A 14,165-nucleotide genomic window follows, 5' to 3' on the forward strand; every position below is an offset into this window, starting at 1 on the left:
TGCTGATTGTTGTTCAGAGTTTCAGGATCAGGTTGATTATCACACTCAGGCCAATGATTACGCCCATTGCAACATGTAAAAAGAGTGCAATGTTGGATGTGGTGCGCAACTGGCTGTAGTCGGCAAATTGTATTGCGATTTCAGGCGGTGGTACGCGGGTTCGCAAAAGATAGCGGGCGAAGCTGTAATTGCCGCGGGTGATCGTAAAAATATAATAGAGATCTGACACATCACCAATCGCCTTTGTCATTGACGGGCTTTGTCTGATAAAATCAATCAATGGAGAGAGTTTGATCTGCGCATAAATCGAATAGAGACAAAAAATAATCACCCAGAATACAACTAAATACATGAGCACTGTGGCAATTCTCTCAATCTATAATTGTGTTTTTAGAGGTCAGTTTGCTTCACTATGCAATCCGAAATCAAGTGTATTTGACGTTTAGAGAAAGATCGCACGAATTTCATTGTCATTTGCCGCAGTCTTGCTACCTTCATAGACATGACCATTCTCAGGAAGCCAAACCAGGAGCAGGGTTTCTTGAACGGGCAATTCCTGCTCGCAATGCCCGGAATGAATGACGAGCGCTTCGCCCGCGCTGTGGTCTATATCTGTGCCCATTCAGAAGAAGGCGCGATGGGTTTCATCATTAATCAGGTCCAGCCGGTTGGTTTCCCCGACCTTCTTCGTCAGATTGGTGTCATCGACGATGAAGATCTGATCATGCTACCGCCGCGGGCGCAGCATATGGTTGTCCGCGATGGCGGGCCTGTCGACCGGACTCGCGGTTTCGTGTTGCATAGCGACGATTACATGGTCGATTCCACGATGCCGGTTACAGAAGACGTTTGTCTCACGGCAACGGTCGATATTCTGCGCGCAATCTATAGCGGCAGCGGGCCAATACAAGCCCTGATGACGCTGGGTTATTCCGGCTGGGCCCCCGGACAGCTTGATCTGGAATTTGCAGAAAATGGCTGGCTTACCTGCCCGGCGCCGACGGATATGCTGTTTGACAGTGACATTGCCGGAAAATACGACCGACTGATGAACCGAATGGGTATCGACATGGCACGGCTCGTTTCCGAAGCTGGTCATGCCTGAATAATTATCGTGTAAAAGTAGGACTTAAAGCGGCTTCAGTTAAGACTGAATAGTTGGAGCCGCTCTAACTATTTGTTTGTACGCATTATCCTACGCAAAAGCGCTTCGCACTTTATGCTGGAAATGCTTTAAGCCGCAGCTGCGTCCAGCTGTTCCCGGATCATGCGCGTCGCATCTTCTCGGCTCGATGGCTCACCAAACATGAAGCTCTGCACATATTCGCAGCCCATCTGACGCAATTGAAGAGCGTCACTTTCACTGTCGACGCCTTCAGTCACAACGGCAAGACCGAGATCATGCGCCATGCTGACGATGGAGCGCAGGAGGGTGGTCTTTTGCGGTTGGTCGCCTTTGACGAACGAGCGGTCAATCTTGATGATATCGAACGGAAAGCGCGTCAGATAGGCCAGCGAAGAATAGCCGGTTCCAAAATCATCAAGCGACAGACCCACACCCATGGTTTTCAGACGTGCAAGAACATGTGCCGACTGTTCCGGATTTTCCATCAGCACGGATTCCGTCAGTTCAAGCTTGAGACTGCCGGGCGTGAGATGAATGCGCGAGAGAACTGAGCGCACATCATTGATCAAATCCTGCCGGATCAGCTGGGTGCTCGACAGATTAACCGATACAAAGAGATCGAGTTTTGGGAACTGTTCCTGCCATGCAAACAGGTCTTCTGCCGCACGCTGAATGGCGAACAGTCCAAGTTGCACGATGAGGCCAGAGCTTTCGGCAATCGGAATAAACTCGGACGGAGAAATTCCACCCCGGCGCGGATGTTCCCAGCGCATCAGTGCTTCAAAGCCCGCAATGGTGCCATCATCAAGCCGGACAATCGGTTGATAGACCAGACTGATTTCATCGCGCTCAAGGGCACGGCGCAAATCGGATTCCAGCTGCAATTTGTCACTGCCGATGGCACGGAACGCAGGGCGGAACGGCTCAATGCGGTCACCGCCAAAGCGTTTGGCCTGATGCATGGCCAGTTCCGCGTCTTTGACAAAATCTTCCGCAGAAGCTGCGGTTTTCGTCCAGGTAATCAGGCCGACCGATGCCGTTAACACGATTTCTCGCTTGGCATAGGCAATCGGCGAACGGACCGCCTGACGTAGCGCTTCTGCAAAAGATGCGATGCGCCCCGGATCGCTTTCAGATGCGAGCAACAGGCCGAATTGATCGGATGACAAACGCGAAAGCGTATCCTGTGGCTTCATTAGGCGCGACAGGCGGCGTGAGATGGTCAGCAGGATCGTATCCCCGGCTGACATGCCGAGACTGTCGTTGACCTGCTTGAAACGGTCGATGTCGATGATGAAAACGGTCGGGTGCAGTCTGCTTTCGCCGCGCGCCATGTTCATCACGTTACTGAGACGATCCAGAAACAGCTCACGATTTGGCAGGCCGGTTAGATTGTCGTGCACAGCATCGTGCAGGAGGCGTTCTTCAGCTTTTTTCTGCTCAGTTACATTCACCAATGTGCCGACACAGCGAACGATTTCGCCATCCGAACCGATAACGGGACGGGCGCGCAGTGCATACCAGTGATAATGGCCATCATTGGCGCGCAGACGGAAAATTTGTCCGATGCGTCCGCGCCGGTTTTCGAGAATGGCATCAAGCGTGGAACGGAAGCGATCACGATCATCGGCATGCATGGCGGGCAGCCAGTTGCGCACCGGTCCTTGCAGCGAACTTGCGGTACTGCCAAGGTAATTCGCAATATCAGGCGTTGTCACAACACGATCACGCGGCACGTCCCAGTCCCAGACAATGTCTCCGGCACCAATGACAGCCAGTGCCTGCCGTTCCATATCTGAAAGCAGGCCCTGTTGAAGTGCACCGCCAGAAAAAGCGTGCTGCATGACAGTAAAGCCGATGAGAAGCACAATGAGGACCAGACCACCGCCGAGAGCAGGCTGAACAATATCGTTGTCGAGCTGGCCAGAGACAGCCATCCATGCGCCGAGCAACCATATAAGCGTGAGCAACCAGGCGGGAATGAGCATCACCGCTCGGTCATAGCCTTTGACCGCCAGATAACCGATTATGAAGATGCCGGAGGCAACAGTCAGCGCCAGCGACATGCGCGCAATGCCAGATGCAACTGGCGGATCAAATACGGCGACGCCTGCAAGCGCGATCAGCCCCAGCACCCATGTCACCGCCCCATAGCTGAAATGATCATGCCATCGATTGAGATTGAGGTAGGTGAACAGAAATATCACCAGAGAGGCGGCAAGTGCCACTTCGGTACCCGCTCGCCAGACCTGCTCGTTGCCGGGCGTGATCTCCATCAGCTTGTTCCAGAAGCCGAAGTCGACACAGATGTAAGCCAGCACTGCCCATGCGAGCGCAGCAGTCGCCGGGAACAGCGAGGTTCCCTTAACAACGAAGAGAATCGTTAAAAACAGCGCTAGAAGGCCGGAAATGCCTAGCAGAATACCACGATAAAGCGTGTAGGAGTTGACCGCATCCTTGTACGCTTCAGGTTCCCATAGATAGAGCTGGGGAAGATTATGCGATGAGAGCTCGGCAACAAACGTTATGACTGTCCCCGGATTGATCGTAATGCGAAAAACATCAGCATCGGCACTGGGCTGCCGGTCGAGCGCAAAGCCCTCGCTTGGTGTGATGGATAAAATACGCTGCGACCCGAGATCAGGCCAGATCACGCCTGAACCGACGAGGCGGAAATGTGGAGCCACGATCAGGCGGTCAATCTGCTCGGCTGTTGGATTGGCGATGGAAAAAGCGGCCCAGTCACCAGATGTGTTAGAATTAGGATCGGCCTGCACCTCAATACGACGCACAATACCATCCGCACCGGGGGCCGTGGAAACCTGTACACTCTCACCCTGATTGCGCAGCAGTTCAACAGCGCGCGAAAGATCGAGGGCGGTGTCCTCTTTCGAGATTTTTATCGGTTCAACGGCAAAGGCGTGAACTGTAGAAAAGATCGCAATGGCAACAAACGCGGGCACAATCAGCGCGAGAAGACGCGTCAAGGCTGAAAAAAACCTGTCTGTAAGACCGTTCACGAGCGTTCAACCTTGCCATTGGTCATGCGTATGTCGCTTTCTAAAAGGGCGAATAACAGGTGATCCTGCCAGAAGCCGTTTATTTTGAGATAGGAGCGCAACAGTCCTTCTCTCTGAAATCCGGCTTTTTCGAGAAGCCGTATCGAACGTACATTATGGGGAATACAGGCAGCTTCAATCCGGTGCAACCTCAGTTCCCCGAATGCAAAGGGGATAACCATTGATAAGGCTTCGGTCATATAGCCCTGGCCGGCAACCGATACGCCGCTCCAATAGCCAATCATGCCGCTCTGGCCCACACCACGCTTGATGTTGCCAAGCGTAATGCCTCCCAAAAGCCTGTTGTCACCATTGCGGAAAATGAAGAACGGATAACCCGTACCATCGGACATTTCTTCCTGCACACGCCGCAATCGATGACGGAAAGCGCTTTTGGTCAGGTCGTCATCGGCCCAGGTCGGTTCCCATGGGGTGAGAAAGGCGCGGCTTTGCTCGCGCACATTGGCCCAACTTGCAAAGTCGGTCATCAATGGCTCGCGCAAGTAAATGCGCTTCCCACGGAGGATTGTCGGATTGCTGCGCCGGAATGGCAGGCCGATCATGCGGGTTCTCGTGTTGATAAACGGAAGTCAGGAAACATGGGATGAGCGAGTATGTTGTTTAAAATTTAAAAACCCAACAGTCTCGCCCAATTTATCCGGGGCAACCCAAAATCCTTGCTTCCTTGATATTCTAAACGGCAATCTTCCTTGTATGCGCGCTGGTCGAGAGAGCATCGGTGAGCCCTTCAAAGCTCATCAGACGACCAACAGGACCAACACCAGCAATCGTCGGCTTGCTGTCAAGAAACAGACGTCCGGCAAGGTCGCTCAGTCGTTCTGGAGTGATCAGTGAGAGCCGATCCATCAGTTCACTGTTTGCGACCGGACGACCATAGAGCAGGAACTGACGTGCAATCTGCCCTGCACGACTTGCAGCGCTTTCCTGCGACATGAGCAGGCTTGCGCTGTACTGCGCACGGGCACGATTGACTTCCTCAAGGCTGATGGAATCCGCCGCCTTGTGCAATTCATCGATAATGACCGGAAGTAGCTCAACGAGCTCATCGCGGCCCGTCGCGGCATGAATACCGAACAGACCCGTATCGGAAAAGCCCCAATGAAAAGCATAGACCGAATAACAAAGGCCGCGCTTTTCACGCACTTCCTGAAACAACCGCGAGGACATGCCGCCGCCGAGGATCATCGAGAGAAGCTGCGAGGCATAAAAGTCGCGAACGTGATAGGCACGGCCTTCAAAGCCGATCAGCACCTGCGCGTCCATCAGTTCGCGATTTTCGCGGAAATCACCGCCAACATAGGTGGCGAGATCAAGCGTTGGCGCAGTGTTGTGGGCGCGGAAACCGCCAAGACGCTTTTCAACTTCTTTCACGAATTGATCGTGATCGATGCCGCCCGCTGCCGTTACCACCATGCGGTCGGCACTGTATTGTTCATCGATATACTGGCGCAGGTCGTCCGAAGTGAAAGACATAACCGTGTCAGGTTCACCAAGGATGGCGCGTCCGATTGGCTGATGGCGATAGGCGGTTTCGGTAAAGCGGTCAAAGACGATATCATCAGGCGTATCGTGCGCAGCACCGATCTCCTGCATGATGACCTGCTTTTCGCGCTCAAGCTCCGCTTCATCGAACTTCGAAGCGGTCAGAATATCTGAGAGGATATCGATCGCCAGAGGCATGTCGTTGCGTAGGACACGCGCATAATAAGACGTGGTTTCAACACTCGTCGCAGCATTGATCTCGCCGCCAACATTTTCGATGTCCGAGGCGATCTGCCAGGCCGTCCGCTTCTCAGTGCCCTTGAAAGCCATGTGCTCAAGCAGATGGGCAATACCATGCCGATCCGGAGCTTCGTTTCGTGCGCCTGCCTTGACCCAGATACCCAACGCGACGCTTTCCACATGCGGCATGTTATCTGTAGCAATGGTCAAGCCATTGGAAAGACGCGTTACTTCAACACCCATAAGCAAAATGCTCCCATAGTCCCATTCGGGTTCCCGTTCTTATTCTCTGTTAGAGCACTCGTATTTTATGCCCGAGAATGACGGCGAACGTATTCTTCCACGATTTTCAGCTCGTTGTGAAGAACTGTGAAACTTTCTTTTCGTTGCATCAAGTCCGAAAGCCATGCCGGAAGTTCCGGGTTAATACCGCACGCAGCCTTTACGGCATCGGGGAATTTTGCCGGGTGGGCTGTCGCCAGAACCACCATTGGTGCACTCCCGGACACTTTTTCGCGAGCGACCTTAACAGCAATGGCCGAGTGCGGATCAAGCAGATAACCATCTGTTTCCAGCACGGATTTTATAGTTTGCGCAGTTTCCGCAACCGTAGAACGGCCTGCTGAAAACTGACCTCGAATGGCAGAAAGCGGCTTTTCGGAGATAGTAAAACCACCCGATTGCCTCAGGCTCTGCATCAGGCCGCGTATCGCAGCCGCATCACGGCCATGAGCTTCAAACAGCAAACGCTCGAAATTGGACGAAATCTGGATGTCCATCGAAGGTGATGTGGTTTGTTCGACACCGCGCATTTCGTAGGCACCGCTATCCAGCGTACGCGAGAGAATATCGTTGTCGTTTGTAGCGATAATGAGCTGATCGATTGGAAGGCCCATTTTCTTGGCAACGAAACCTGCAAAAATATCGCCGAAATTGCCGGTCGGCACTGCGAAGGACACGGCACGGTCGGGCGCACCAAGGCTCAGTGCTGCTGTGAAATAGTAGACCACCTGCGGCATAATGCGTGCCCAGTTGATCGAGTTTACACCAGACAGCGAAATCGCGTCACGGAATTCGAGATCGTTGAACATGCCTTTGACCAGATTCTGGCAGTCATCGAAATTACCTTCGATAGAAAGAGCATGAACATTGGAAAAACCGGAGCTAGTCATCTGGCGCTGCTGCACCGGCGATACACGACCATTCGGAAACAGGATGAAAATATCGGTATTGTCACGGCCGCCAAAAGCCTCGATAGCTGCGCCGCCTGTGTCGCCGGAGGTGGCGCCGACAATTGTGGCGCGCTCACCGCGTTGGGCTAGTACATAATCCATCATGCGAGCGAGAAGCTGCATGGCGACATCTTTGAACGCAAGTGTCGGCCCATGGAACAGTTCAAGAATGAACTCGTTTGAGCCCGTCTGAACCAGTGGGCAGACCGCGTCGTGACGGAATGAACCGTAGGCTTCACGCACCATGCGCTCGAAATCTGCCTGGGGAATCTCACCGTTGATGAAAGGTGTCAGCACAGCCAGCGCGATATCCACATAGGATTTTCCGCGCAAATCGCGAATTTGTTCTGGAGTGAACTGTGGGTATTCTTGTGGAAGATAGAGGCCGCCATCGCGGGCAAGTCCGGCGAGCAAAGCGTCGCTGAACCCCAGAACAGGTGCTTCGCCGCGCGTGCTGATATATTTCATCTCAAAGGCCTTCATTTCGGGTCGATGCGGATTTTAGCCGCACAATGCAATAGAGCGTCCCTAAAAAAGCCGCAAGAATTAAAGCATCCTTGTAGGGATGGGGGTTGCTCTTGGCGACAAAAAACAGGAAAACACCCTCACGCTACGCATCGTTTAGAGCGCCTTGTGTCCGAATGGACGCAAAAGAATGCTCTAACGTGTTAAAAACTACGCACCGCGCTTTCCAAAAATCGATATCGATTTTTAGGCCGATGCTGTAGTGGTATAGAACAGGTCGATCAGTGCAGGGAAGCCCGGTTTATGCAGAAACCAATACAGAATCGTTCATCGTTGTTTCCAGTCTTTGCAACGGTTTTGCTCGCAGCGCTCGCAGGCTGCACGACAAGTGGCACGCAGAAGTCTGCGGATGGCTCACTCACCGATGCCGGCCAGACACGCATCAAGGAATCAGAGTTGCGCGCTTTCTGCCCAACTGTTTCACTGCGTGATGGCACTGCCTATTTCAACACCTATGAAAAGGGTGGCGACAAGGATGCGAGCCGCGTCATTTATCAGGCGGCTTTGACCGATACTACTCGTGCTTGCCAATACACTGATGGAACAATCAATCTTGATGTTGCTGCGGCAGGTAAGGTTGTGCCCGGCCCGAAATACAAGAGCGGCAACATCACCATGCCAGTGCGCGTTGCAGTACTTCAGGGCGACAAGGTGATTTATTCCAAGCTGCACAAGCAGACTGTGAATGTGACCAGTGGCGGCGGTGCGACGCAATTTGTGTTCAACGACAAGGGAATTTCAATTCCGTCGGATAGCGCTCGTAGTGTCCAGATTTATGTGGGCTTTGATGAAGGTCCGTACAACACGAAGTAACTAGTGAGCCTTAAGAGCATTTTCTACGATTCATCTTTAACAGGAAATGCTCTAGCCGAGATCATGTGAGGTGCACGCTGATATTGCGCGCACCTCTTTTTTAACTTGCGATTTGTTTACGTTTGTCATTTATAGATCTGATGAATTTTACAGCTTTATATTGTATATTATTTAGATAAGGCTACTAAAAGATAAGTTCGATCTTTTTATAAAGAATACTGGAAATAATAGTTATTTCCTTTATTTGATTTTATGCGTCATAGTGGCGTGAGAAAGATGTTTTAGACTGGATTCCCTATTGTCGATATTAGAACGGCAGGTTTTCTGATGGTGCTTCAGCGCAGGTCTTTTTTATCGCCTGTTTATGTCCTGATCACCGTTATGCTGCTGCTCGGTGCGATTGCTGGAAAATGGGCTGGCAATTGGTTTCAGCTTCACGACGAAGAACGGAACATGGATGCCTATATGTCTGTGCTCATGTCACAGGCCAATCGCATCATAACGTCCGCACAGAAAACGTTGGAGCAGGCCAACCGTTCTCCTTATGCAATTTGCTCTGACGAGGATAAACGTTATTTACGTGAGCTGCTGTTTGCTGGCTATCACATCAAAGATATCGGCCGTCTCGTTAATGAACGACTTCAATGTTCCACTCTTCTGAATGACGTTGACACTAACGAGGTGCGTTCCACTGAAGAGGTGAAGTTACAGGACGGCACTTATGTCTATGGCGATCATGATTTGATTACGCCTGGCAGCCACGGCCCCGTCATTGGACGTGACGAAGCCAATGTCGTTTTAAGCTCGGTTGCTTTTGATGCTTTGCACGTTTCCCAGTATAATTTCGTTGTTTTTCTGACAAGCGCGGACAGAACGCAGTTTGCGCGTCTATACAGTTTTCCCGAGGCGTTTCCCGGCAATATCCAAAACAGTTTTGTTCCGACAGGCAGCGGTCGGTTGTTTGGCATTTCGGACGATATTCTGCGTGAAAAAGCTTGTGACCCTGTTACGGGAATCTGTATTTCGGTCGTGACATCGCAGAGTTGGTATGCTGAGGCGGACCGACTCTTGCCTTTTGTTTTTACTGCTCTTGGAATGTTTGTTGGCGGCGGTCTTGGCGCAGCCTGGATCTATTATCGAAATCGCGACCGATCCTTGATTTCACTATTGAAAAAGGCGCTGGCGGCGAAGAGCCTCACACTGGTTTATCAGCCTGTCGTCAACATAGGGGACGGCAAGGTTACGGGTTTTGAGGCGCTGATCCGCTGGGAGATAACAAAGGGTGATTTCGTGCCGCCTGATCTGTTTATTGCGCGTGCGGAAGCAGCGGGTATAGCAGATCGTATCACCTTGTATGTTGTCGATCAGGTGATTTTGGAGATGGGCGAGCTTTTGCGTCAGCAACGTTCTTTGCGCATCAATGTGAACATGACGGCAGGTGACCTGCAGAACCCGGCATTTATGGCTGCACTTGACCAGCGCCTCGGCGCATTTGATATCAAGCCCCAACAAATCGGACTGGAGTTGACGGAGCGTACAGCTGTCGATTTTTCCAAGGCCACCGAAGGTATCAAACAACTGCGTGAGCGGGGGCATCGGATTTATATCGATGACTTCGGCACAGGCTATTCCAATCTTGCCTATTTGGGCGAGCTGCAGGTCGATGCCATCAAGATAGACAAGGCTTTCACGCGTACAGTCGGTGATGAACGCGGTACAGTTTCAATCGTGCCACAGATTATTTCGATGGCGCATGAGCACGGTCTGGATATTGTCGTCGAAGGCATCGAGACAGAAGCTCAGGCTAACTATTTTCGCGGTATTTGCGATACTCTGTTCGGGCAGGGCTGGTTCTTCGGAAGGCCTGTTGACGCAACAGCGGCACAAGCGCTTGTGGGGAATGCTACCCCATCCAAAAGACGCGGGCGTAGCAAGGCTCCGGCGGCGAAATAGATATTTAACTATAGAACAAATCTATAAGATTCTAATTAAATTAGACTGCTTCTGTGAAGTGAAAAGCAAGAGGTTTGCATTACAACAATTTCAGCAGGGATGATTGTGTCTGATGAAGGGCTGGTCGTCTCCGATTGAAACTGCAACGAACCAAGAGGATAGGGCGGATTATAGAAACCGCTCTGGTCTATGCCCATGAAACCAAAATATGAACGCGTTCTTGAGCCGACAGACACCTGGGCGATCTTCGACGTCACGACGGACGAGCCCGCATCAATCGGCGACAGACTGATGATTGGTCTGAGTGAAAGCGAATCCGAAGAACTGCTCGCCACGCTGAATGCATCCGTGAAGAGCAAGAATAAACGCAGTGCTGCTTAACACTGCATTGCCAGTCCAGCAGGACGAATGCTGAACCAGCGCTTTTGATTTAGAGCGCATCCCGAAAAGTGTGAAACGGTTTTCGGACAAAGATGCGCGTTAAAACAGATAATTAGAGCGCGTTTCGATCTGATCCAATCAGATCGAAACGCGCTCTAATAGTTCTCCCGAAAGCATGTGTTTCGGGAGACGTCGCAAGCCTCAGGCGTCAGTCCAGATTGATAAGGCCTCGATCACGCCCGGCAGATCCTTATGGCGATGGATCACTGTTTCAGCACCTGCATCCGTCAGCTTGTCGGCATGGCCTGGATAGGTATGTGCGCCACCAGTAAAGCCGATGACACGCATTCCGGCTGCGCGTGCGCCATGAATGCCATGGGCTGAATCTTCAATCACGATGACATCCGCTGGATCGACACCAAATTGCTTGGCGGCGTAGAGGAAAACGTCTGGCGCAGGCTTCGGCTTTTTTGTGCCGACTTCGCGCGATGAGAAGATATTTGGCGCAAAAAGATCATAGAGACCCACGCGCTTCAACATGAGTTCAAGGCGCGCATTGGTCGAGTTGGAACAGATGCACTTTGGTAGCCCAAGTGCAGAAACGACCTCGACGATATCTTCAATCGCCTGCACTTCATTTTTAAGGCGTTCATCGAGCAGCTTTTCCGACTTGTCGAGTAGCGACGCGGATATCGGAATGCCTGCTTCACGTTCGACGGTCAGAAGAATGTCCTGCCAGGTAAGGCCAGCGAAGCGCTCGCCTACTTCTTCTGCTTCAATCGGATATCCAGCTTCTGTCAGAAGAACGGCATCGACTTGCGCCGCGATGACTTCCGAATCCACCAATACACCATCGCAGTCAAAAATAATCAGGGAAGGAGCCGCCATGTTACAAGCCTTTTAGAGCGCATACCGAACATGTGAAACGATTTTCGGGTAGGATGCGCATTACATTAGAATGTTAGAACGCTGATTTTGTCCGCTCGGATCAAACCACGCACTAATGAGGGACGAGGGGGATATTATCCGCCGAAACACCGCCGATGAGCTACACTTTTATGACTTGCGCGTCAAATTAAGGCCGTTCAACTTGCCGTATTTGTCGGAACGATATGCTGGGCTGACCGTTTCCTTCCTCCAGTGAAGGAGAAGTTTATGCGAAAGTCCGTTGTGCTGTTCATTCTCGCAATCGTCGTTGTTCTGGCGTTCATTCTTGCGACCCCGTATTATTACAGTGTGACGCCGGAGAACCGCGGAACTGCGCCGGTGGCTGACAAATCTTACTAAAGAATTTGCATCTTCCGACATGTTGGAAACGGGTCTAAAAAGCCGCCCAAATATAAGGCTTACACTTCCCCTGAAACCTCACGTCTGCGGCGATCCAGTTCTTCGCTATAGCGGCGCAGCGTGTGCGCTTCACTTAAAAGCCCAAGCACCATACGCTCCTGCGCATTGTTGATGACTGCAAGCGCTTCGGCCTCTGCTCGGTCGAAACGCGCAACAGCTTCCTTGGCATTCATCTGCGGCAGCAGGAACTGGTCCTGATAACGCAGCAAGTCGCTTATGCTGCGCGTACCGTCAGACGTATCGAAACTTTCCGAATAGGCTTCCGGGACAGGGATCATACCAACATAGTGCCCCTCACTATCCACTGCGATAACGCGCTGGGTTGAGCCGAGAGGGAAGTCGTGACGGAACGTCTCGATGTCCGTGTCGATGGGCACAGTGCGCACGTCGTGGCGCATCATGCGGTTGACGGTGAGATTGCGAACCCAGCCAATATCGTGCGCAGAGCGAATGGCTTCGCCACGCAGATGGAAGCGCCAGGTAGCAAACGAGTAGCCGAAAGTCTTTCTGACCATAAGCGATGATGAGACGACCGCTCCGAGAACCAGCATTGCAATCGGGAAATCGCCAGTCAGTTCGAGCGCGAGAAAGGCCATAGTGAGTGGGCCGCCAACAATGGCCACAGCCATCGAACTCATGCCGATGACGGCATAGACTTCAGGCTCTAGCGAAAGTGGCAATACCATGCCGGTCACAGCTGCAAAAAGCTTGCCCGTCAGAGCGCCCAGAAACAGCGACGCAAAGAACAGTCCACCGCGAAAGCCTGAACCGATGGAGATGGCTGAGGCAAGAGATTTGCAGAAAATCAGGAGCAACAGCACTGGAATGGTTAGGTTGGCATTCAGATCAAGGTGCAAGGCCCCGTGGCCGGAAGCCAGAACCTGCGGTGAAACGAAAGCAATCATGCCGACAATTGCACCGCCGATAGCCGGAGCCATTACGGTTGGTATGATACTTTTTCGTGCAATACGTTCGACCGTGGTAACACCACGCATGATGAGAATGGCAATGCCTGCTGCCAGAAAACCAAGCACCAGCGCTGGCACATAATCGCGCGCCGCGATGCCATCCAGTGGTCCGATTTGGATAACGAACGGAGCCCCACCGATCGCCTGTGTAACCAGCATGCCGACAATGGCTGCGACCACGACCGGTGCCAGTGTTGCGATGGAATAAACGCCGATGATCAGCTCGAAAGCATAAAATGCACCCGTAAGTGGTGCATTGAACGCGCTGGCAATGGCTGCGGCTGCACCACATCCAACCAAAGTGCGTAAGTCGGCACGACGCAGTTTCAGTGCGCGACCAATGCGTGATGCAAAGCCACTGGCAAGCTGTGTATAAGCTGCCTCAAGTCCAACTGAAGCGCCAAAACCGTTGGAGATAAGGTTCTGCCCCACAAGAATGAAGCTGTCTGTCAGCGACAGATGTCCGCCGTGAAGCGCATTGGCCTCGATGGGGTCGACGATGGGTTTTTTGCGCCAGCGCGCCAGCACCCAAATGACAATACCCATAAGAATACCGCCCGCCAGTGGTGCAATATAGGCGCTTGGATTGAGTTGCGACGCAGAACTAAGCCTCTCACCTTCTGCAAGCCCGAAGAGAGCCTGATGCATCCATTGCGAAATGCCACCAATGGCCGCGACTGCAAGAGCCGAAATGATCCCGATGACTGCGCCAGCAATGGCGAGGCCGATTTCACTGCCGCGCACCAAGGCGCGCATGCGGAAGGGTACGAAAAGAACCCGCAAATACCGGTTGTGACGCAGTTCATTGATATTCATGTCTGACACATAAAGGGGCACGCAAATCAGTTGAGGTCGTTAGCGCGATCATAGGGGTAAACGAATAACCAAGCCTTATTGATTGCGCCATTTGAGAGCTTCGAACTGCAATTTGTTGACGGCTTTAATATGGCTGGAAGAAAACTGTCAAAGCCACTTGGTTATGCAAAGTGCCGGAAATACGGGCTTTTACGAGCAAATT

General features: G+C 52.1%; 12 protein-coding genes. 5 read left to right on the forward strand and 7 right to left on the reverse strand.

What is annotated here, in order from left to right; all coding sequences use genetic code 11:
* Nucleotides 1-13 precede the first annotated feature (13 nt).
* Entirely contained in the window at nucleotides 14-250 is a 237-nt protein-coding gene (locus QBD00_RS18450) for a hypothetical protein (RefSeq protein ID WP_318580195.1), read from the reverse strand.
* A gap of 252 nt (nucleotides 251-502) precedes the next feature.
* On the opposite strand from QBD00_RS18450, the gene QBD00_RS18455 reads away from it, so the two are divergent.
* Nucleotides 503-1,105, forward strand: a complete 603-nt coding sequence (locus QBD00_RS18455; protein ID WP_095446200.1) for a YqgE/AlgH family protein — start codon at nucleotides 503-505, stop codon at nucleotides 1,103-1,105.
* A gap of 128 nt (nucleotides 1,106-1,233) precedes the next feature.
* Here the strand turns inward: QBD00_RS18455 and QBD00_RS18460 are convergent, their stop codons facing one another.
* The 4 genes from QBD00_RS18460 to thrC form a co-directional block, all read right to left on the reverse strand.
* Entirely contained in the window at nucleotides 1,234-4,146 is a 2,913-nt protein-coding gene (locus QBD00_RS18460) for an EAL domain-containing protein (RefSeq protein ID WP_412535045.1), read from the reverse strand.
* Complete coding sequence (locus tag QBD00_RS18465; protein ID WP_264232117.1) at nucleotides 4,143-4,748, reverse strand: GNAT family N-acetyltransferase; 606 nt, start codon at nucleotides 4,746-4,748, stop codon at nucleotides 4,143-4,145. The genes QBD00_RS18460 and QBD00_RS18465 overlap by 4 nt, the downstream gene beginning before the upstream one ends.
* 130 nt (nucleotides 4,749-4,878) lie before the next feature.
* Nucleotides 4,879-6,171 (reverse strand): M16 family metallopeptidase, encoded by a 1,293-nt coding sequence (locus QBD00_RS18470; RefSeq protein ID WP_095446203.1) that lies wholly within the window; start codon nucleotides 6,169-6,171, stop codon nucleotides 4,879-4,881.
* 65 nt (nucleotides 6,172-6,236) lie between these two features.
* Nucleotides 6,237-7,628 (reverse strand): threonine synthase, encoded by a 1,392-nt coding sequence (thrC, locus tag QBD00_RS18475; protein WP_318580197.1) that lies wholly within the window; start codon nucleotides 7,626-7,628, stop codon nucleotides 6,237-6,239.
* A gap of 300 nt (nucleotides 7,629-7,928) precedes the next feature.
* Here thrC and QBD00_RS18480 point away from each other — a divergent pair, with 300 nt between their 5' ends.
* The 3 genes from QBD00_RS18480 to QBD00_RS18490 all read left to right on the forward strand — a co-directional run bounded on the left by QBD00_RS18480 (nucleotide 7,929) and on the right by QBD00_RS18490 (nucleotide 10,832).
* On the forward strand, nucleotides 7,929-8,498 hold the full coding sequence (locus tag QBD00_RS18480) for a hypothetical protein (protein WP_095446204.1): 570 nt from the start codon (nucleotides 7,929-7,931) through the stop codon (nucleotides 8,496-8,498).
* Nucleotides 8,499-8,825: 327 nt separating this feature from the next.
* Nucleotides 8,826-10,451, forward strand: coding sequence for an EAL domain-containing protein (locus QBD00_RS18485; protein WP_318580198.1), 1,626 nt, complete (start codon nucleotides 8,826-8,828; stop codon nucleotides 10,449-10,451).
* A gap of 195 nt (nucleotides 10,452-10,646) precedes the next feature.
* Entirely contained in the window at nucleotides 10,647-10,832 is a 186-nt protein-coding gene (locus tag QBD00_RS18490; protein WP_151091371.1) for a hypothetical protein, read from the forward strand.
* A gap of 201 nt (nucleotides 10,833-11,033) precedes the next feature.
* Here the strand turns inward: QBD00_RS18490 and QBD00_RS18495 are convergent, their stop codons facing one another.
* Nucleotides 11,034-11,720 carry an HAD family hydrolase gene (locus tag QBD00_RS18495; protein ID WP_095446207.1) on the reverse strand — a complete coding sequence of 229 codons (687 nt, stop codon included), beginning with the start codon at nucleotides 11,718-11,720 and terminating at the stop codon, nucleotides 11,034-11,036.
* A 267-nt stretch (nucleotides 11,721-11,987) separates the two neighbouring features.
* Between QBD00_RS18495 and QBD00_RS18500 the strand changes: the two genes are divergently transcribed.
* The gene (locus QBD00_RS18500) at nucleotides 11,988-12,119 is read left to right on the forward strand and encodes a hypothetical protein (RefSeq protein WP_264232113.1); all 132 of its coding nucleotides are present in this window, start codon (nucleotides 11,988-11,990) and stop codon (nucleotides 12,117-12,119) included.
* Nucleotides 12,120-12,178: 59 nt separating this feature from the next.
* Here the strand turns inward: QBD00_RS18500 and QBD00_RS18505 are convergent, their stop codons facing one another.
* Nucleotides 12,179-13,963 carry a chloride channel protein gene (locus QBD00_RS18505; RefSeq protein WP_095446208.1) on the reverse strand — a complete coding sequence of 595 codons (1,785 nt, stop codon included), beginning with the start codon at nucleotides 13,961-13,963 and terminating at the stop codon, nucleotides 12,179-12,181.
* Nucleotides 13,964-14,165 lie beyond the last annotated feature (202 nt).

This window comes from Ochrobactrum sp. AN78 (assembly GCF_029909885.1).
GTDB lineage: Bacteria > Pseudomonadota > Alphaproteobacteria > Rhizobiales > Rhizobiaceae > Brucella > Brucella quorumnocens.